An 18,544-nucleotide genomic window follows, 5' to 3' on the forward strand; every position below is an offset into this window, starting at 1 on the left:
AAATCTATGCGCTCGGCACGAATCCTCCTCGCTCTCGCCGTGGGGCTGGCCGGGTTGCTGACCGCGCTGGCCTCGACGGAGGCCTTCGAGCCGCGTCTGGTGCGCCTCGAAACCCAGCGCGCGCTGCCCTCGCTCGACGCCGCCCTTGCCGGAGAAAGCGCCGAGATCAACGCGGTATTTCTTCACTACGCCGACGAACCGGCGCTATGGATGAACGCCCATCTGGCGCTCGAGCGCTTTGGCGGCGCCGCTCGCGAGACGCTGCTCTCCTATGCGTATCTCCCTGCCTTCCAGGACGTGCTCGCCCGCTTCGGGCCGGAGGCGCTCTTGCCGATCGTTTACTACCGCGAGCACGATGTGGCCACGCTCAAGGCCAGCCGCTGGTGGAACGAGGCCGATGACACGCCGCTGGCGCCTGTCGAGTGGAATGCGAACCAGCGCGGGCTGATGGGCATTGCGCTGCTGGCGGACGAGGGGCATGCGCTGTTGAACCAGTTCGCGGTGGATAGTGACAACGAGATTCACTGGCTGCAGAGCGAGCGCGTCATTACCGGCGTGGGGGATTTCTTCACCAGCGGCGTGCGTGGCCTGGAAAGTCGGTGGCGCCGGGATGAAGCGATCGGCGCGGCGGATATGGGCTGGGCAGGGGTCGATCTGCTCTTGATGGCGAGCACAGTGAAGGTGCTGCGCGCCGGGCGTCTCGCCCGTGGCGCACGGGTGGGGGGCGTCGAAGCCCGCGCGACGCAAACCGGCGCTCGCTCCGGCGCGCTTGCCGGCACCGCCCGCTTTGCCGCGCTGCCCAGAGCTGCCAGACTCGCCGCGCTCACCGCCACCGCCTACGTCGTGATCCGCCATCCGTCGCTGATCAGCGCGCTCGGCGCCAACCTCGCCCGCTGGCTTGGCCTGCCCGCCTGGCTTGGGCAGTTCGCCCTTTGGCTGGTCGTGCTGCTGCCGGCGCTGATCATGCTGCGGGTTCTGTGGCGCTTCGTGCTGGCGCCGCTTTCATGGGCCGTCGCGCTATTGCTGCGTCATTCGAAACGCCCGATCGAATAGCTCGACCCCGCCCATCTGCCCGCCTTTCATGATGACGGGTAAGCGGCGGGCATCATGGAGGTTGGCGGCACAGATCGGCACGCCGTCGGCCAACGGCCCCAGGTAGTCGATGCTTTTAGGCGCCAACTGGCGAAGGGCCAAACTCGAGGTATCGCCGCCGGCCACGAGGAGCGTGCCCACCGGTGCCGTCTCGACCAGCGAGGCGATCAGTTCGGCGCAGCGCCTGGCCAACTCGAGGGGGCTCATGCCGTGGGCGGCGTCCTCGTCGAGAACGGCAAGCGTTGCCTGGCCTTGTCGCAGGTGAGCGGTGATCCGTTCGCGTTCGGCATGGCAGCCGCTGGCAAGCTGCCGCGTTGAAAGGGGGATCTTGACCAGCCGATGCGCTGCAGCGACCTGGGCGGCGGTGACCGCGGAGCGGCTGCCAGCGAATACCAGAAGCGGCGCGGGCAGGTGCGAAGGTAACGCGACCTCGGCGTGCTGCGGATACAGCGCCTGAACCACGCTGCTCGCTCCGACCCAGAGCCTGGGGCAGGGGCCCGAGCCGAAACGCTGGCCGATGCGCGCCAGGTCGCGGCTTTCCAGCGCATCACAGAGAAGCGGGCCGTCCGGTACCGGCGTCGAGGCGTGAAGCCCTTCGCGATCCAGCAAGACCACGTGATCGAGCCCCATGGCGGCGAAGTGCAGGCGCAGGTCCGATTCGATCATGGGCGTGACCGGGTGGCGCTGCATCACCGGGTGGCGGTCGATGCGGTAGGTGCGGCCATCGCTTGCGCGGGCGAACAGATGGCCGAATACGCAGTAGCGCCCGAGGCTTGGCTGGCCGCCGACGATCAGCGTCGCCTTGGGCGCCAGGCGCTCGGTGAGCGCGCGGATCGCCGTGGCAATGTTGCCCGTCGAGACGCTGCTGTCGAAGGTCGAGCAGACTTTCAGGTGAATGACCTCCGGGCGATGGGCAAGAAGCCGTTCGCCAATCTCGGCCATTTCGCGGGCGATCGCCTGCTGACCCATGCTGCGCGCGGCGGTGGCGATGCCGAAGGCGTCGAGATCCGCCACTTCCTCGGGGGAGGGCGGCGACAGGTAGAGCCGCGCCTTGAGCCCCGCCCGGCACAGCGTGGCGAGCGTATCCGACGCGCCGGTAAAGTCGTCGGCAATGAACACGTAGCGCATGGTCAACGCCCGCCGAAGAAATCGAGCGCCTCGCCCAGCGCCGGGCGGCCCGCTCGCGCCAGCGGCTCGCCGGCTTCGATGCTTTGCCACGCCTGCTTGAGGCTCGCCACCCCCGCCGCCGGCCCGCTCGGGTGGGCCAGAATGCCGCCGCCGGCGAGGAACATGAAATCGGCGCTTCGGGTCTTTTCGAACGTCAGTTGCAGGGTGCCCGCCCACTGGCCGGAGGAGAACACCGGCATGACGCGGTCGTCGGTGCCACCGAGCGCGGTGAGCGAAAGCCTCGCGGCGTGGGCGACCTCGTCGGTTGAATCGGCGAACTTGCCGGCCATGCCGTGAACGTGTAGATGGTCGATCCCCGCTAGCCGATAGAGCGTCTGATAGGCGGCGATGTTGATGCCGAGCGCCGGGTGCCGGGCGAAGGCGCCGAAGCCGTTGCGGTGGCCGTGAATGGCAAGCGGGGTCGAGGCGCGCAGGCTCTGCATCGCCGAAAGCCCGCACCAGTTGAGGCTCGCCATCACACAGCTGCCGCCCTCTTTCTGGACGTGGTCGGCGTGGCGGCGCATGGCGTCGAGCTCGTCGGTGATGTTGAAGGCGACCATGACGTCGCGCCCGCTGCGCTCGCGATAGCGACGCACGCGCTTCATCACGGCGCTGACGCGCGCCTCGACCGGCGCGTGAGGATGGTTGCCGGCGATTTCGTCATCCTTGATGAAATCCACCCCGACCTCGCAAAGCGTCTCGACCAGTTCGGCGATCTCCTCGGGGCTCAGGCCGATGTTGGGCTTCAGGATGGTGCCGAACAGCGGCCGCCCGACGACGCCGAGCGCCTCGCGCGTGCAGGCCACGCCCAGCGCCGGGTGCAGGTAGCGATCCCGGTAGTCAGGGCGTAGCGTGAGCGCCGTGAGGCGAAGCCCGGTCAGCTCGCCCAGATCGAACAGGTTGCCGGCCACCGTCGCGGCAAGCGTTGGCAGGTTCACCCCGACGTTCTCCTCCGGGTACTCGATCTCGACCGCCGCGCGCCGCCAGGGCCCCTGGACGCCCTTGCGCTCTAGGTAAGCGCTGGGCAGGCTGGGCGCTGCGCGCTCCTCTATCACCTCGACCCGGGTCACTCGCGCGCCGAAGCGCGCCCGCAGCGCCTCGGTTTCGCCCTGGATCTTGACGAACGTGCCCGAGCTCTGCTCGCCGGCCATCGTCTGCGCCACCTCGGCGGGGTCGTAAGGCGTTTCGATCTCGTAGTGGGCGCGAATCACGGTTGTTTCTCCCCGAGGTTCGGGAAGGGGCGCACCGGGTCACGGCCGTCCCAATGTTCCGACGCTTCGCGAATTCGGCGAAACATGTCGCCCTTCGGGCCGAGCACTTCGGAAAGCTCGATGACCGTACCCGGGTGATACTCGCGATCAAAGTAGGCGAAGCGGCCATTGGCGCCGACCTCGCCGCTCATCTTGACGTGGTGGCCGCGCGCCTGCATGGCGGCCAGATCCGCATCGTAGGTTTCCGTCCAGAAGGCGACGTGCTGAAGGCCGGTGTGACCCGCCGCCATGAAGTCTCGATACATCGAGGGGGCGTCGTTGCGCGTCTGGATCAGCTCCACTTGGATGAAACCGGAGTTGGCCAGCGCCACCGAGTTGTGCACCTCGAAGGAGTCGCCGTCGTAGGTGTAGTTCTCGATGGGCACGCGCGGGTTGTAGAAGAAAGGCCCGACGCCCATAACGTCGGTCCAGTAGACCATGGCCTGCTCGATATCGGTGACTACGTAACCCAGCTGGCGAATATTGCCTAGAAATTGGCTCATGACGTTTCCTACATGACGAGGTTCGGCAGCCACGTGGAGAGCGCGGGCACCAGCGTGACCAGCGCCAGGGCGGCGAACAGTGAAAGATAGAAGGGGGCGACGCCGCGAACGACCGTGGCAAGCGGCATTTTGGTGATGATCGATACCATGTAGAGGCTCATGCCCACCGGCGGCGTCAGAAGCCCGAGCATCAGGTTGAGCACGAATACCACGCCGAGCTGCTCCGGCGGCACGCCGGCTTGCAAAAGCGCCGGTGTGACGATCGGCGCGATGATCAGAATCGCCACGATCGCCTCCAGGAACATGCCCACCACCAGCAGCAGCAGGTTCAAAAGCAGCAGAAGCACCAGCGGGTTGCTCGACACGCCGAGAAGCCACTCACCGGCCAGAGCCGGCACGCGGTCCATGGTCAGCACCCAGGCGAAGAGCGCGGCGCACGCCACCACGAACAGCACGTTGGCGGTCGATAGCACCGTTTCCCGGGTGCAGGTCACGAAGGTGCGCAGCGTCAGCGAGCGGTAGATCAGCACGCCGATCAGCACGGCATAGGCGGTCGTCACGCCCGCTGCTTCGGTCGGCCCGAAGTAGCCGCTGACCATGCCGCCGACCAGCAGCACCGGGGCAAGCAGCGCCGGTAGCGAGATCAGCGTTTTCTGACCAAGCGCCCTCACGCTCGGCTGCACGTCGTCGTGGGGCAGCGAGTAGCGCCGGGCCATCACGGCGATCTGGATCATCAGCGCCGCCGCCACGACCAGGGCGGGCACGACGCCGGCGAGCAGCGCACGAATGGTCGAGACCTCCGCGGCCGTGGCGAAGATGATCAGCGGAATCGAGGGCGGAAAGATCGGGCCGATCGTCGCCGCCGCGATGGTGAGGCCGGCGGCGAAGCGCTGGGTGTAGCCCTGCTGTGCCATCTGGCGAATCTGGATGCCGCCGAGTGCTCCGATGTCCGCCAGCGCCGCCCCGGACATGCCGGAAAAGATCAGGCTGGTGAGCACGTTGACGTGAGCCATGCCGCCGCGAATGCGCCCGACCACCATCCGCATCAGTTCGAACAGGTGCGTGGTGACGCCGGTTGCCCCCAGAATCGATGCCGCCAGAATGAACAGCGGCACCGCCAGAAGCGGCGTGCTGTCGAGGGTATTGATCGCCCGCTGGGCCATGACCGTGAAGGGCAGATCATAAAGCAGGATGACCAGTCCCGCGGAGAGCCCCAGGCTCACCGCTACCGGCGCCCCGATCAGCAGGCAGGCCGCGAAGATCAGCAGTAGCGTCAAGGACATGTCGAATCCCTCCCGCGTGCCAGCCGCCCCAGGCGATAGAGCGATATCACGGCCAACAGGACGATGCTGACCAGCGCCGGCATGTAGAGCCACAGATTGGGGATGCCCAGCGCCGGTGACGCGAAGCGCCCGGCGCGCAGCAGAAAGCGGTAGAAGCCGTAGAGTGTCAGCGTGCAGAACCCGAGCGTTGCCAGCTCACCGAGCGCCAGGCAAACGGTTTGCTTCAGGCCTGAAAGCGCCTCCGCCAGCATCGTGACCGCCACGTGCTGGCCGTGAAACAGCAGGTAGGGCGTGGCCAGGTAGACCATCGACAGCCCGGCGAAGCGCGCGGCTTCATCCGCCCAAGGCAGACCGGTGCTGAACAGGTTGCGGGCGACGACCTGGGCGACCACCAGGGTGGCGATGAGCACCAGAAGCAGCATCGCCACGCCCACACACGCCTCGCTCAGCCGATCAAGGGCTCTGCCCATCAGGGAGTGTTGAGCGCTCATGGCTTAGCGCGTTTCGTCGATCAGCCGGTAGAGCTCGCCGTACTGGTCGTCGAACTCCTCGGCGATACGCGCCTGTACCCGGCTGCGAAAGGCGTCGACGTCCAGACCCTCGTCGACTCCAATGATCTGCATGCCGGCTTCGCTCAGCTGGGCCAGATCGCTCGCCTCGGCCTCCAGCATCGCCTCGGTGGCGCGCTGGCGAACTTCCTGCGCGGCTTCGGCGATCGCCGCCTGGTTCTCCGCCGAGAGCGACTGCCAGGTGTCATCGTTGATCACGATCACCTGCGCGGCGCTGATGTGGCCGGTGAGCATCAGATGGCTCTGCACCTCGTTGAGCTTGGAGGTGACCACCACGTTGACCGGGTTTTCCTGGCCCTCGACCACGCCGGTGGCCAGCGCCGTCGGGACCTCCGACCAGTCGATGGGCACCGGAATCGCCCCCATGCCTTCGACGGTCGCCATGTAGATCGGGAAGGGAATCGAGCGGATCTTGACGCCGTTCAAGTCATTCGGCGTGAGGATCTCCCGATTCGCCGTCAGGTGCCGGGTACCGAAGTAGAAGGCGTAGAGCAGACGCACCCCGGAAGCGGCCGCGAGCTCTTCGTTGAGCGTGCTCATCACCGGCGAGTCGACGTCCATCACCGCCATCAGATGATCCACGTCGCGGTAGAGATACGGCGTATCGAAGGCGGCAAAGGGCGCGTAGAGCGAGCCGATGGCGCCGGCGGTGTTGTGGGAGATTGCGATGGAGCCGGTCGAGACCGCCTCGGCGAGCTCCTGAAGGCGCCCTAGCTGGGAGTTGGGATAGATCTCGACGGCGACCTCGCCGCCGGTTTTTTCCTCGATCGCCTCGGCCAGCCACTCGGCCTGCATGCCGGCGATGGAGTTGGGCGTGTGCATGTGCCCGTAGCGTAGCGTGACGTCCTGGGCGAAAGCGTTCGAGAGGGCGAAGGCGGACATGCCTGCGACCAATGCGAGATGGCGAGGGCGAATCAGTTTGTCTAGCATTGTTATTCTCCGAAAGCGTGATTGTTTTTTATTGTTCTGTAGCCAAGTGTTTTCCACCTGCTCACGACTTGAAGGCTAGGGCAGCTCTTCTCTTCATAGCAATGAGAAATTCATGATGGTTTTTGATGTAAAACGTCCCCTGATACCCGATATTGCGGCGGCGGCCGGGGTCTCCACGGCCACCGTCGACCGGGTGCTCAACCGTCGGCCCGGCGTGCGTAAGGCGACGCTCGCCCGGGTGCTCAAAGCCGCCGTCGAGGTGGGTTATCTTGAAGAGGAGGAGCTCAATCGGCGCCTTGGCCCCACGTTCGCCCGGGTGGTGTTCCTGCTTCCCCAGGGCACCAATCCCTACCTCACCGGGCTCAATGGCTACGTTCGCGAGATGGCGCAGCAGTCCGTCGAGCCGTTGAAAGTGAGCAGCCATTTCATCGAAAGCTTCAATCCCGAGGCGCTGGTACAGGCGCTCCGGCGCTACGGCCGATTGGCGGACGTGGTGGTCTTCATGGCCATCGAGCATCCTAAGGTACGCCAGGTGATCGACGAACTGACCGGAGCCGGCAAGCGCGTCGTCACCATCATTTCCGATCTACCAACCTCGAGCCGCAGCGCCTATATCGGCATCGACAACTTCGCCGCCGGGCGCACCGCCGCTCGGGTCATGGGCCGTTTTTGCACCGCGCCCAAGGGCAAGCTCGCGCTGGTCGCGGCGAGTCGTGCCTACCGCGCCCACATGGAGCGCGAGATGGGGTTTCTGGCGCTGGTCGAGGAGAGCTTTCCTCATCTTGGCGTGATCGGCCCTCAGGAGGGTCACGACAACCGCGACGAAAACTACGTCAACACGTGTCGCTTGCTCGAGCGCCATCCGGATCTCGTGGGGATCTACAACGTCGGTGGCTCATCGGACGGTATCGGCCGAGCCCTGCGCGAATCCGGGCGCGAGAGGCAGGTCTGTTTCATGGGCCACGGGCTAACGCCGGACACCCGCGCGATGCTGGTCGACGGCATCATGGACATGGTCATCACGCAAAGCCCCGCCGCCATCTACAGCTGCGCGATCGAGGTGGCCAGCGGCGATGTCCTTAATAGCAGCGCCGTGGCCATGGAGATCTATTTTTCGGAGAATTTGCCGCCTACGTGATGCAAGCGACCTTGCCGGTAGAGATCACCAGCGTCATTTCAAGGCGGCACGTTCGACCATGGTCGCGCGTGCCGCCAGAAGAGGCCAGATGATGCGCCTCATGCCGTCACGAAGCGCGGTCGCAGGGTGAAGCGCCAGAGTATCAAGGTCAGTGCGAGCACCAGGGTTAGGCTCCATGGCGTCGACAGCGTCGGCGAGAGAATCATGGCCAGGCTCACGCCCAGAAAGAGCGCGCGTTCGAACCAGGAGAGCTTGCCGTTCATCCAGCCCATCAGGAATACAGCCCAGGAGAAGGTGGCCAGCAGCATGCCGGCGGCGCTCACGCCGATCTCGAAAGCCGTGCCTTGCCAAAGCACGTTGGGGTCATTGATGAAGCCGAAAGGAACGATGAAGATCACCAGCGAGTAGGCGAAGGCCAGAAGCCCGGTCTTGTTGGCATCGGCGTTGGCGATGCCGGCCGCCGCATAGGCACATAGCGCCACTGGTGGTGTGACCATCGACAGCACGCAGTAGTAGAGCACGAAGAGGTTGGCGGCCAGACGGTCGATGCCCAGATCCACCAGGGCGGGAACGAAGACCAGCGAGCCGATGATGTAGGCAGCCACGGTGGGAAGTCCCATTCCCATGATGATGCAGCCGACGATGACCAGCAGCAAAGAGAGATAGAGCTGGCCAGTGCCCGCGTCCGAGAGCAGGCTCACGAACTTGAGGGCGAGATTCGACTGGGTGGCAACGACCATCACCACGCCCACGGCGGCCAGCGGTGCGGAAATCCATGCCATCTGCTTGGCGGTATCGAGTACCGAATCGAACAGCTGGTGCAGGCTGTAGCGGGTCGACTTGCGCAACAGCGGCATGACGAGGGCGGTAACGGTACCCACCAGGGCAGCGTAGGGCGCGGAGTAGCCGACGATCAGGCAAGTGATCATCGCCACCGGCGCGAGCAGCAGATGCAGGCGTGGCAGAACCGGAGCGATATCCAGGAGCTCGGATGGCACGTTGCCGATGCCGAAGCGGCGCGCGCGCAGGTCGACGATCACGTAGAGCGCGAAATAGAACGCCGCGGAAGGAATCAAGGCGGCCGCGGCGATCGTGCCGTAGGAGATGCCCATCATGTCCGCCATCACGAAGGCGGCCACCCCCATGATGGGGGGCATCAACTGCCCGCCGGTCGAGGCGATCGCCTCCGTGGCCGCGGCCTGGTCCTTGGAGTAGCCGGCGCGGTTCATGATCGGAATGGTCAGCACCCCGGTCGATGTCGTGTTGGCGATCGCCGAGCCGGACACCATGCCGAACAGGGCGGAGCCTACCAGCGCCATCTTGGCCGCCCCTCCTTTGAGGCGCGCCGTCATGCGCATCGCCAGGTCGATGAACAGGGCGCCGCCGCCAGTAAAGGTGAACACCGTGCCGAAAAGAACGAAATAGAACACGAAGTTGATCGCGGCGGTCGCCGTGACGCCGAAGATGCCATCGGTCTTCATGCTGATCAGCTCGGCCATCGTCGAGAGCGAGAAGCCCGGGAAGGCCATCCAGCCAGGAAAGTAGCCGCCGAAGTAGGCGTAGCCGAGAAACGCCAGCACGACCGCCAGCAGTGACCAGCCCACGGCACGGCGCACGGCTTCAAAGATCAGGACGAGGCCAGCCACGTGCAAGAAGAGATCGATGGGCAGGACCGGGTCGATCATCTCGAGGTGGCGCTCGAGTCGGCCGACCTCCAGGTGATAGATCCAGACGAAGGAGATTGATAGCGCAAGGCAGCCAAGATCGACCGTGCGCCCCAGCCAGCGCTTCAGGTCCGGCCCCCAATCGAGCGGGTTGAAAGCGAAGATCAGCGCCACGGACATGTAGACGTGGAAAGTTACCGAGGCCAGAGGCGACGACGGATTGAAGAAGTGCCTGAGTAGATAGATGACATAGGTGAAAGAGAGGCCTATCTGCAGGGCGCGCAGCAGCATCGGATAGGAAAGCAGGCCGGACGGTTTCAAGAGACGTACCTCGCAATGTTCGCCGTGATGAACGCTCGGCGCCGCCGCAAGAGTCTGCAGCGGCGCCGTGCATGGTGGTGCTGGGTATCGCCGGGACGTGACTATTCGATCCAGCCACGCTCACGGTAGTAGCGGGCTGCACCGGGATGAAGCTCGAGCACCGCCTGGTCGGCCTGGGCGCCGGCTTCGGGGTCCCAGCCGGCCAGCGGCGGGAAGGCATCGGCCAGTTGGTCGCGGGCTTCGACCATGGCCTGGGTGATCTGGTAGGCAATCTCGTCGTCCATGTCGGCGCCGACGATCAGGATGGTCGGAGTGTTGGAGGTGAAGTAGTCGCTATCCAGACCCTGGTAGCTGCCCTCCGGCAGAGTGATGCGCGGAACGCCCACCTCGGTCATGTGATCGAGCACGGTATCGGACATGGGAACGAAGACCAGGTCGCTGGTGAGTGCCAACTCCTGCATGGTGGCCTGGCCGATCGGGGCGTTCTCGATATACACGTCCGCCGTGCCGTCACGCATCATCTGGGCGATCTGAGCGGTACTGATCTGATTGATCACACCACGGCTGCGCATCTCGTCGAGGCTGGTACCCAAGGCTTCGAACATGTGGTCGGCGAGAATCGGCACCTGGGAGCCGGTCGGCTTGAGAACGAACCGCGGAGGCCGCTCGGCGTTGACCATGTCATCGAAGCTGGTTTGTCCCGTGCGCTCGACGTAGGCACGTCGGGCGGCGACGGTGACATAGGCGGCCTGTAGCCCACCGATCAGCGTGCGCAGGTTTTCTGCGGCACGGCCTTCGAACGCCTCACCGATGCCGTCACGAGCCCAGAGCGCTGCGCTGGCGCTGGCGAAGCCAATATCCGCTGAACCCTGGCCCACGGCGAGCGGGTTCATCATGCCGCCGCCTCGCGGCAGCACGTCGGCACTCAGTGAGTAATTTCCTTGGGAGCGATCAATGATGTCGCCTACGGCGGAACCATAGGCGTACCAGCCGGTGCCAGGGTCTTGCGAGATGATCCGCACCGTGGCGTCTTCGGCCAAGGCCGAGAAAGAAGTGGCGGCCAGGAAAGTGGCTAGCGCGGCGGTTTTGAAATGCTTCATTTCTTCTCCCAAGCGCCTTTGAAGACGCTGAAAATTATTGTGTATGCGGGCTTGGCGTGACTCGGTGTAAGTAGTAGCGCTGAGGCGATCCGATAACGATGCAGTCAAGGCGTGCTCACCCGCAGGAAACAAGCGGACCGTCAATCAAAGCGAGCGTTTAGGAGAGTGCGGAGTGACGACTTGAGTCACTAATGTGTATTAATTGATTGAATCGTGCATTTATACTTTCGATTATGCGACTAAAGCCAATCCTTTAAATGGTATATTTTTATACTAAATTCATAGCATTGGGATTACTGGAAGTAGCTATATAAGGAGTGGTGAAAGGTTTTTCGTACGTTTAGATAATATTGATATCTAGAAGTGATCGCTTTGATCAATAGGTGTTCAAGCCTTGGGATGTTTGCAAGCCGGGCTGGTTCTTGCTGCCAACCCGGCTGGAATTGATCAAAGCGGCGTCTTGCTCGCTTCCCCCGAAACCTCGCGCACTAGCCGTGGCATCAGAAAGCCCGGCAGGTGGCTGCGCAGCCGCGATACCAGCGTGCGCGCCTCATCATCCGGTACGTCGAAGTGCGCTGCGCCCTGAACCGGGTCGAGCACGTGCAGGTAGTAGGGCAGGATGCCGGCCTCGAACAGCCGTTCGGAGAGCGCGGCCAGCGTGGCCACGTTGTCGTTGACGCCGCGCAGCAGCACGCTCTGGTTCAGAAGCGTCACCCCGGCCTTTTTGAGGCGCGTGCAGGCATCGACCACCGTTTGGTCGATTTCGTTGGCGTGGTTGATGTGCAACACCATGACCTTTTGCAGCCGCGTGGCGTTGATCCAGCCGAGCAGGGCGTCGTCGACACGGTCGGGGATCACCACCGGCAGGCGGGTGTGGATGCGCAGGCGCTTGAGGTGGGGAATGGCTTCGAGCTCGCCGACCAGCCAGCCAAGCTGGCGGTCGCTCGCCGCCAGCGGGTCGCCGCCGGAGAGGATCGCTTCATGAATGCTGTCGTCACCGCGCAGGTAGTCGAGCGCCTCCTGCCACTGGGCGCGGGAGGGCGAGTTGTCGGCGTAGGGGAAGTGGCGGCGAAAGCAGTAGCGGCAGTTCACCGCGCAGGCGGGGCTTGCGATCAGCAGCACGCGGCCTGCGTACTTGTGGATCAGCCCCCTGGCAGGGCGGTGCTGCGCCTCTTCCAGCGGGTCGAGCACGTAACCCTCGGCGCTTCGCGTCTCCTCCTCCAGTGGCAGAACCTGGCGCAGCAGCGGGTCGTCGGGCGCCTGGCGGGCGATGCGCGCAAGATAGGCTTCCGGCACGCGCACCTCGAACAGCACGTGGCCGGCCCGGGCGCCGTCGAGCAGGCGAGCGTCGAGCCCCAGGCGCTCGAGCAGTTGACGGGGATCGCGAATGGCGCCGGAGAGCTGGCGCTGCCAGGGGGCGGCCGCGTCGGCGCCGGGCTCGAGGCGAGCCGCGGCAATCATCATGTTCTCCTGCAAAAAAGGGCTCCTTCGGGTTATCATGCGCCCACTTGATGAAAAGCGCTTGCCCGGCAAGCGCTTTTACGCGCTTACTCTAGCAACGGATGATCGAGAGACGATATGGCGAACTATTCTACCAATGAATTCAAGGGCGGTTTGAAAGTAATGCTCGACGGCGATCCCTGCTCGATCGTCGAGAACGAGCTGGTCAAGCCGGGCAAGGGTCAAGCCTTCAACCGCGTGAAGCTGCGCAACCTGATGACCGGCCGCGTCGGCGAGCGTACCTTCAAGTCCGGCGACTCCCTGGAAGGCGCCGACGTCATGGATCTGGAAATGGAGTATCTCTACACCGATGGCGACATGTGGCACTTCATGAAGACCGATGGCTCCTTCGAGCAGTACGCGGTGGAGAAGAAGGCGCTCGGCGATACCGAGAAGTGGCTCAAGGAGCAGGTGCCCTACACCATCACCCTGTGGAACGACAAGGCGATCTCGGTGACGCCGCCGAACTTCATCGAGCTCGAAGTGGTGGAAACCGATCCGGGCCTCAAGGGCGATACCGCTCAGGGCGGCTCCAAACCGGCCACGCTCTCCTCCGGCGCGGTGGTGCGCGTGCCGCTGTTCATCAATCAAGGCGAAGTGCTCAAGGTCGATACCCGTTCCGGCGAGTACGTTTCTCGCGCCTGATCGGGCGTCTCCAGCCGGTTACGGCTGACGGGCTTACAAGGCCACGCTACGGCGTGGCCTTTTCATTGGGAGTGACACGATGACTATCGAGTGGCGGCCCACCGCCGAGATCGAGACGCTCAAGGCTCGAGCAATGCTCACGGCCCGAGTCCGGGCGTTCTTTGCCGAGCGCGACGTGCTCGAGGTGGAAACCCCGGTGCTGGGCCAGGGCGGCAGTACCGACGTGCATCTGGTGTCGCTCTCGACCCGGGCGCGTACCGACACGGGCCAGCATACTCTGTGGCTGCAGACCTCGCCGGAATTTCACATGAAGCGCCTGCTCGCTGCCGGTAGCGGGTCGATCTTCCAGCTCGCCAGAAGCTTTCGCGATGGCGAAGTAGGGGGGCGCCATAACATCGAGTTCACCATGCTCGAGTGGTACCGGCCGGGAATGTCGCTCGAGGCGTTGATCGACGAAACCGCCGCGCTGGTAATGGCGGTGGCACCGCACCTGGCAAGGCCGGTGACGCGCTACCGCTACCGGGCGCTGTTTCATGAACAGCTGGCGGTCGACCCGTTCACCACGTCGCTGGACACCCTGCGCCGCCTGGCCGCCGAGCGGGGCCAGATGTCGTCCCAGAGCCTGACCGACGAGAGCCGCGAGACCTGCCTCGATCTCTTGATGGGTCTGGTGATCGAGCCGACCCTGGGGCGCGACGAGCTCTCCGTGGTGGTGGACTACCCGGCGAGCCAGGCGGCGCTCGCCAGACGCCATCAGGACGACGACGGGCAGTGGGTGGCCTCGCGCTTCGAGCTCTATCTTGACGGGGTGGAGCTTGCCAACGGCTACGACGAGCTGACCGATGCCGATGAGCAGCGCCTGCGCTTCGAGCAGGACAATCAGGCGCGTCGTCGCCTGGGCTTCCAGGAAGTGGACGTGGACGAGCGCCTGCTGGCAGCGCTCGAGCACGGCATGCCCGAAGGCGCCGGCGTGGCGCTGGGCCTGGATCGCTTGATCCAGCTCGCCCTCGGCAAGGCGCGCCTGGAAGATGTGCTGGCCTTCGCCACGCCGCGCTGTTGAGTCAGGCGCGGATGCGCTTGAGCAGAAACACCAGCGGTACCGCCACAAGGTAGATCAGCCCCAGCCAGGTGAAGATATCGTTGAAGGCGAGCACCTGGGCCTGCTGGGCGACCCGCTGGGCGATCAGACCGATCGCCGCCTGATGCGCATCGGCAACAGAGCCCGTCAGCAGCGCCTCGTACTTGGCAATTTCCGCCACCACCACATCGCGGCTGGTGTCGATGGCCGGAATCAGCTGGTTCCAGTGGAAGTCCTCGCGAATGTCGCGCACCGTGTCCAGCAGCGCCAGCCCCACGGCGCCGCCTAAGTTGCGCATCACGTTGAAGAGCCCGCTGGCATTGCCCACCTCCGCCGGGGGGAGGGTGCCGAGCGCGATGCGCGAGGCGGGGATGATGCACATGATCAGCCCCATGCCGCGCACCACCTGGGGCAGGCAGAACTGCCAGAAGCCGGACGCCACGGTAAGGTTGGCGTTCATCATCGTGCCGACCCCGACCAGCAGAAAACCCGCGAACAGCAACAGGCGCAGATCCACGTGGTTGGTGGCCTTGCCCACCAGCGGTGCGCAGAAGAACATCGTCATCCCGGTGACGAACATCACCTGGCCTATCTGGAGGCTCGAGTAGCCGCGCACGTAGCCGAAGAACAGCGGCATGATGTAGACCAGCCCGTAAAGCGCGATGCCGACGATGAAGCCCATGCCCGCGCCGATGGCGAAGTTGCGGTTGGCGAAGGCGCGCAGATCGACGATCGGATGCGAGCTTCTCAGGGTTCGGATGAAGAACCATGCGCCGGCGACGACACACAGCAGGCTGAACGCGACGATCTCGCGGCTGGCGAACCAGTCATCCCCCGGGCCCTCTTCCAGCACGAACTCCAGCGAGCCGAGAAACAGCGCGATCAGCGCAAGGCCCAGCACATCGAGCCGGCGCGCGAGCGAGTGGTCGGGCTTGTCGATATCCAGAAAATTCCAGGCCGCCCAGCACACCAGGATGCCGGGAATCACGTTGGCCAGAAAAAGCCAGTGCCAGCTGTGGGTCTCGGTGATATAGCCGCCAACGGTCGGGCCGATCGAGGGCGCCATGGTCACCACCATGCCGATCACCGCCTGCACGCTGCCCATCACCCGGCGGGGGAAGATCGAGAAGCTGATCGCCTGCGTGATGGGGATCATCGCCCCGCCCATGAAGCCCTGGATCGCTCGCAGCACGATCAGCTGCTCGATGGAGCCCGCCAGCGCGCAGCCCAGACTCGCCAGGGTGAAACCCGCGCAGGAGAGGGTAAAGGCAACCCGGGTCGACAGGATGCGCATCAGCATGCCGGAAAGCGGAATCATCACGATCTCGGCGATCAGGTAGGAGGTTTGCACCCAGGAGATCTGATCCTGACTTGCCGACAGGCCGGATTGGATCTCGTTGAGCGAGCTGGCCACGATCTGGATGTCCAGAATCGCCATGAACATGCCGAACACGGCCGCGATGAAGCCGATGCGCTGAGGCCAGGGCGGCATGTCGGTCGCGTCCTGAGGAAGGGATATCGGCGTGCTCATCGTGCGGGGTCAAGCTCTCGGGTGTCGATCTCGGGAATCGCCGAGAGCCCGGCGCGCAGAAGTCCGAGCGAGTCGGCGGGGCCGGTCACCTCGATTCTCACCGGCACGCGCTGGACGATCTTGTTGAAGTTGCCGGTGGCGTTGTCCTGGGGCAGCAGGCTGAACTCGGTGCCGGTGGCCGGCGACAGGCTATCGACCACGCCCTCGAAGGTAATGTCCGGGTAGGCGTCCAGGTGAATGGCGACCGGCTGGCCGAGGCGAATGCGCTCAAGCTGGGTCTCCTTGTAATTGGCGCTGATGTAGGCCGACTCGATCGGCACGAGCTGCATCAGCGTGAGTGAGGGCTGGGCGAGCGCGCCGACCTTGACTCGCAGATTGCCGATCACCCCGTCGCGCGGGGCGACAATGCGGGTCTTGTCGAGCTGGTGCTGGGCGTAGGCGAGATCCGCTTCGGCGGCCTCCAGACTTGCCTCGGCGCGAGGGATATCGCTTTCGGCCACGGCCAGCTGGCGCTGAGCGGACACCACGCTGGCGCGGCGGCTCGCCAGGTTGGCCTGGGCCACGCGCAGCGCGCTCTGGTCGTCTTCGCGCTGCTGGCGTGAGCCGTAGTTGTTGGCGGCAAGCGAGCTCGAACGGCCCAGGTGCGCCTGGGCCTGATCGACCTCCGCCTGGGTGGCGTCCACCTGGCTCGAGGCCTGATCGATAGCTGCCCGCTGCAGCTCGACCTGGCGCTGGGCCTGGGCGAGCGATGCGGTAGCCACTGCCTGCTGTGCCCGGGCCTGATTCAACTGGTCGCGGTAACCGGCGTCGTCGAGCTGCACCAGCAGGTCGCCGCGCTGGACGCGCTGGTTCTCGCGCACCGCAACGTCGATCACCCGCGCCGCGAGCTCGGCGTTAATCGCGACGCTATCGGTGCGCACGTAGGCGTTGTCGGTATCGATCATGAAACGCCCCACCTGCCACCAGTTCACCGCCCACACGGCAAAGACTGCAAGGGCGGCGATGGCGACGACGAGCACGATCATTCTGCGTCCGCGTTTTCGGGGCTTGGGTGTCGGGCGCTCTGGGGTATTGCCTTCGAGTTCGTGGCTGGCCATGTTGATGTTCGTCCTCGTTAGAAGCATCGGCATTGCGCCGATCATCGCAAGTAGTATAGTGTAATGAAGGTTACACTACATATCTACAGGAATGCGCGTCTCGAGAGGCATATGCTTCTTCGGGTCGAGGTTGGGTCAACGGCGGCGGTTGTCGCTCGATGAAGGAGAAGGCATGGTTCAAGGTGACGCTTGCAGTACGCAAAACGAGCCTTCACAGGCGCCTGGCACGCGCGGTCAGGCGCGACGCGAGCGGCTGCTCGACGCTGCGCGAGATGTCTTTCTGGAGCAGGGCTATGCGGGGGCCAGCGTCAGCGACGTGGTTGCCCGGGCCGGGGGGTCGCTCGCTACGCTCTACAAGCAGTTCGGCAACAAGGAAGGGCTTTTCACCGCGGCGATGGAGCGCCATATCGAAACTGTCTGGGCAGTGCTGGAAGAAGGGCGGCGGGATCGCCAGGCGCCGGAGCAGGTGCTTTGTGAGCTGGGTCGACGCATGCTGCTGCTGGTGTTCGATCCCGGCGTCATCCGGCTGGTGCGCGGGCTCGCGTTCGAGGCCGAGCGCGCCCCGGAGCTTGGTGAGCTATTTCTGGTGCGCGGCCCGGACCACACCCGTCAGGCCCTGGCCGACTATCTGACCGACCAGGTAGAGGATGGCGTGCTGGGCTTGAGTGATCCCCGCGAGGCGGCGGGGATCTTCATGGGCATGCTGCTCGGCGAATGGCACATCAATGCGCTGCTCGGGCGTCGCCTCGACATCGACGAGGCGCGCTGCGATGCCCGAGCCCGGCACTGCGTGGAGATATTTCTGGCCGGCGTCAGGCGGGGTAGGGCGTAAGGCTCGGCGGCTCGCCCAGGCGCTGGCCCATGCGCACCAGCGTCTCCGGCGGATACGCCGAGAAGTCGACCGGGTTCTCGAAGCACATCACCACCGTCGAGCCCAGCTTGAAAAGCCCCATCTCCTCGCCGCGTGCCAGCGTGATCGGACGATCGAAGCGGGTGCGCTCGGGCGTGCCGGAAAGCGGCGTGACCTGGCCCGCCCACACGGTCTCGATGGCAGCGACCACCATGGCGCCTACCAGCACCATTGCAAAGGCCCCACGGGGGCTATCGAAGATGCACACCAGCCGCTCGTTGCGGGCGAACAGGTTGGGCACGTGACGAGCGGTCGCCTGGTTGACCGAGAAAATGCGCCCGGGCACGTAGATCATCTCGCGCAGCGTGCCGTCGAGGGGCATGTGCACGCGGTGGTAGTCACGCGGCGACAGGTAGACCGTGGCGAAGCTGCCGCTCGAGAACTCGGCGGCAAGCTCGGCGTCGCCGCCGAGCAGCGCCTCGACCGAGTAGCGATGGCCCTTGGCCTGAATCAGGGTGCCGTGCTCGATGTTGCCGTGACGCGACAGCGCCCCGTCCGCCGGGCTCAGCAGCCCCTCTTCCAATGGGCGCGCATCCGCTTTCAAGGCGCGGGTGAAGAACGCGTTGAAGTGGCGATAGGCGGTCGGGTCCGGCTCCAGCGCCTGGCTCATGTCGACATCGAAGCGCTTGATGAACGCCTTGATCAGTGCATTTTTGAGCCAAGGCGTTTCGCAGCGAGCGAAGGCGCCGGTCAGCCGCGAGATCGCGTGATGCGGCAGCGGGTACTGGATCAGCGAAAAAATCTTTTGAGATAGCGTCACGTTGGG

Annotated in this window: 17 protein-coding genes; 5 read left to right on the forward strand and 12 right to left on the reverse strand. The window is 64.8% G+C overall.

What is annotated here, in order from left to right:
- The first annotated feature begins 6 nt into the window (after positions 1 to 6).
- A complete protein-coding gene (locus tag GEV37_RS11060; RefSeq protein WP_227390311.1) occupies positions 7 to 1,053 on the forward strand; it encodes a hypothetical protein in 1,047 nt (348 codons plus the stop codon).
- Here the strand turns inward: GEV37_RS11060 and GEV37_RS11065 are convergent.
- The 6 genes from GEV37_RS11065 to GEV37_RS11090 are packed head-to-tail and all read right to left on the reverse strand — an operon-like array spanning position 1,018 to position 6,794.
- The gene (locus tag GEV37_RS11065) at positions 1,018 to 2,220 is read right to left on the reverse strand and encodes a four-carbon acid sugar kinase family protein (protein ID WP_227390312.1); all 1,203 of its coding nucleotides are present in this window, start codon (positions 2,218 to 2,220) and stop codon (positions 1,018 to 1,020) included. The two genes, GEV37_RS11060 and GEV37_RS11065, sit on opposite strands and share 36 nt — an antisense overlap.
- Positions 2,221 to 2,222: 2 nt before the next feature.
- Entirely contained in the window at positions 2,223 to 3,470 is a 1,248-nt protein-coding gene (locus GEV37_RS11070) for a RuBisCO large subunit C-terminal-like domain-containing protein (protein ID WP_227390313.1), read from the reverse strand.
- Entirely contained in the window at positions 3,467 to 4,012 is a 546-nt protein-coding gene (locus GEV37_RS11075; RefSeq protein WP_227390314.1) for a VOC family protein, read from the reverse strand. The genes GEV37_RS11070 and GEV37_RS11075 overlap by 4 nt, the downstream gene beginning before the upstream one ends.
- Before the next feature lie 8 nt (positions 4,013 to 4,020).
- On the reverse strand, positions 4,021 to 5,295 hold the full coding sequence (locus GEV37_RS11080) for a TRAP transporter large permease (protein WP_227390315.1): 1,275 nt from the start codon (positions 5,293 to 5,295) through the stop codon (positions 4,021 to 4,023).
- A complete protein-coding gene (locus tag GEV37_RS11085; RefSeq protein ID WP_227390316.1) occupies positions 5,286 to 5,786 on the reverse strand; it encodes a TRAP transporter small permease in 501 nt (166 codons plus the stop codon). The genes GEV37_RS11080 and GEV37_RS11085 overlap by 10 nt, the downstream gene beginning before the upstream one ends.
- Positions 5,787 to 5,789: 3 nt before the next feature.
- Positions 5,790 to 6,794, reverse strand: coding sequence for a TRAP transporter substrate-binding protein (locus GEV37_RS11090; RefSeq protein ID WP_227390317.1), 1,005 nt, complete (start codon positions 6,792 to 6,794; stop codon positions 5,790 to 5,792).
- A 112-nt stretch (positions 6,795 to 6,906) separates the two neighbouring features.
- Between GEV37_RS11090 and GEV37_RS11095 the strand changes: the two genes are divergently transcribed.
- On the forward strand, positions 6,907 to 7,932 hold the full coding sequence (locus tag GEV37_RS11095; RefSeq protein WP_227390318.1) for a LacI family DNA-binding transcriptional regulator: 1,026 nt from the start codon (positions 6,907 to 6,909) through the stop codon (positions 7,930 to 7,932).
- Between the two features lie 98 nt (positions 7,933 to 8,030).
- On the opposite strand, the gene GEV37_RS11100 is transcribed toward GEV37_RS11095, so the two are convergent.
- The 3 genes from GEV37_RS11100 to epmB all read right to left on the reverse strand — a co-directional run bounded on the left by GEV37_RS11100 (position 8,031) and on the right by epmB (position 12,481).
- Positions 8,031 to 9,917, reverse strand: a complete 1,887-nt coding sequence (locus GEV37_RS11100) for a TRAP transporter permease (protein WP_227390319.1) — start codon at positions 9,915 to 9,917, stop codon at positions 8,031 to 8,033.
- Between the two features lie 101 nt (positions 9,918 to 10,018).
- On the reverse strand, positions 10,019 to 11,017 hold the full coding sequence (locus GEV37_RS11105) for a TAXI family TRAP transporter solute-binding subunit (protein WP_227390320.1): 999 nt from the start codon (positions 11,015 to 11,017) through the stop codon (positions 10,019 to 10,021).
- A gap of 447 nt (positions 11,018 to 11,464) precedes the next feature.
- Complete coding sequence (gene epmB / locus GEV37_RS11110; RefSeq protein WP_227390321.1) at positions 11,465 to 12,481, reverse strand: EF-P beta-lysylation protein EpmB; 1,017 nt, start codon at positions 12,479 to 12,481, stop codon at positions 11,465 to 11,467.
- Positions 12,482 to 12,595: 114 nt separating this feature from the next.
- Here epmB and efp point away from each other — a divergent pair, with 114 nt between their 5' ends.
- Both efp and epmA read left to right on the forward strand, forming a co-directional pair.
- A complete protein-coding gene (gene efp, locus GEV37_RS11115; protein WP_227390322.1) occupies positions 12,596 to 13,162 on the forward strand; it encodes an elongation factor P in 567 nt (188 codons plus the stop codon).
- 79 nt (positions 13,163 to 13,241) lie between these two features.
- Positions 13,242 to 14,222 carry an EF-P lysine aminoacylase EpmA gene (epmA, locus tag GEV37_RS11120; RefSeq protein ID WP_227390323.1) on the forward strand — a complete coding sequence of 327 codons (981 nt, stop codon included), beginning with the start codon at positions 13,242 to 13,244 and terminating at the stop codon, positions 14,220 to 14,222.
- 1 nt (position 14,223) lies between these two features.
- Here the strand turns inward: epmA and GEV37_RS11125 are convergent, their stop codons facing one another.
- Entirely contained in the window at positions 14,224 to 15,732 is a 1,509-nt protein-coding gene (locus GEV37_RS11125; RefSeq protein WP_227390324.1) for a DHA2 family efflux MFS transporter permease subunit, read from the reverse strand.
- 35 nt (positions 15,733 to 15,767) lie between these two features.
- Positions 15,768 to 16,868, reverse strand: coding sequence for an HlyD family secretion protein (locus GEV37_RS11130; RefSeq protein ID WP_227390325.1), 1,101 nt, complete (start codon positions 16,866 to 16,868; stop codon positions 15,768 to 15,770).
- A gap of 172 nt (positions 16,869 to 17,040) precedes the next feature.
- On the opposite strand from GEV37_RS11130, the gene GEV37_RS11135 reads away from it, so the two are divergent.
- Entirely contained in the window at positions 17,041 to 17,700 is a 660-nt protein-coding gene (locus GEV37_RS11135) for a TetR/AcrR family transcriptional regulator (protein WP_227390326.1), read from the forward strand.
- Here GEV37_RS11135 and asd read toward each other — a convergent pair.
- Positions 17,681 to 18,538: an archaetidylserine decarboxylase gene (gene asd / locus GEV37_RS11140; protein WP_227390327.1), complete on the reverse strand. Its 858-nt coding sequence runs from the start codon at positions 18,536 to 18,538 to the stop codon at positions 17,681 to 17,683. The genes GEV37_RS11135 and asd overlap by 20 nt on opposite strands.
- Positions 18,539 to 18,544 lie beyond the last annotated feature (6 nt).

Origin of the sequence: Vreelandella malpeensis, from assembly GCF_020622355.1 — a bacterium.
Lineage (GTDB): Bacteria > Pseudomonadota > Gammaproteobacteria > Pseudomonadales > Halomonadaceae > Vreelandella > Vreelandella malpeensis.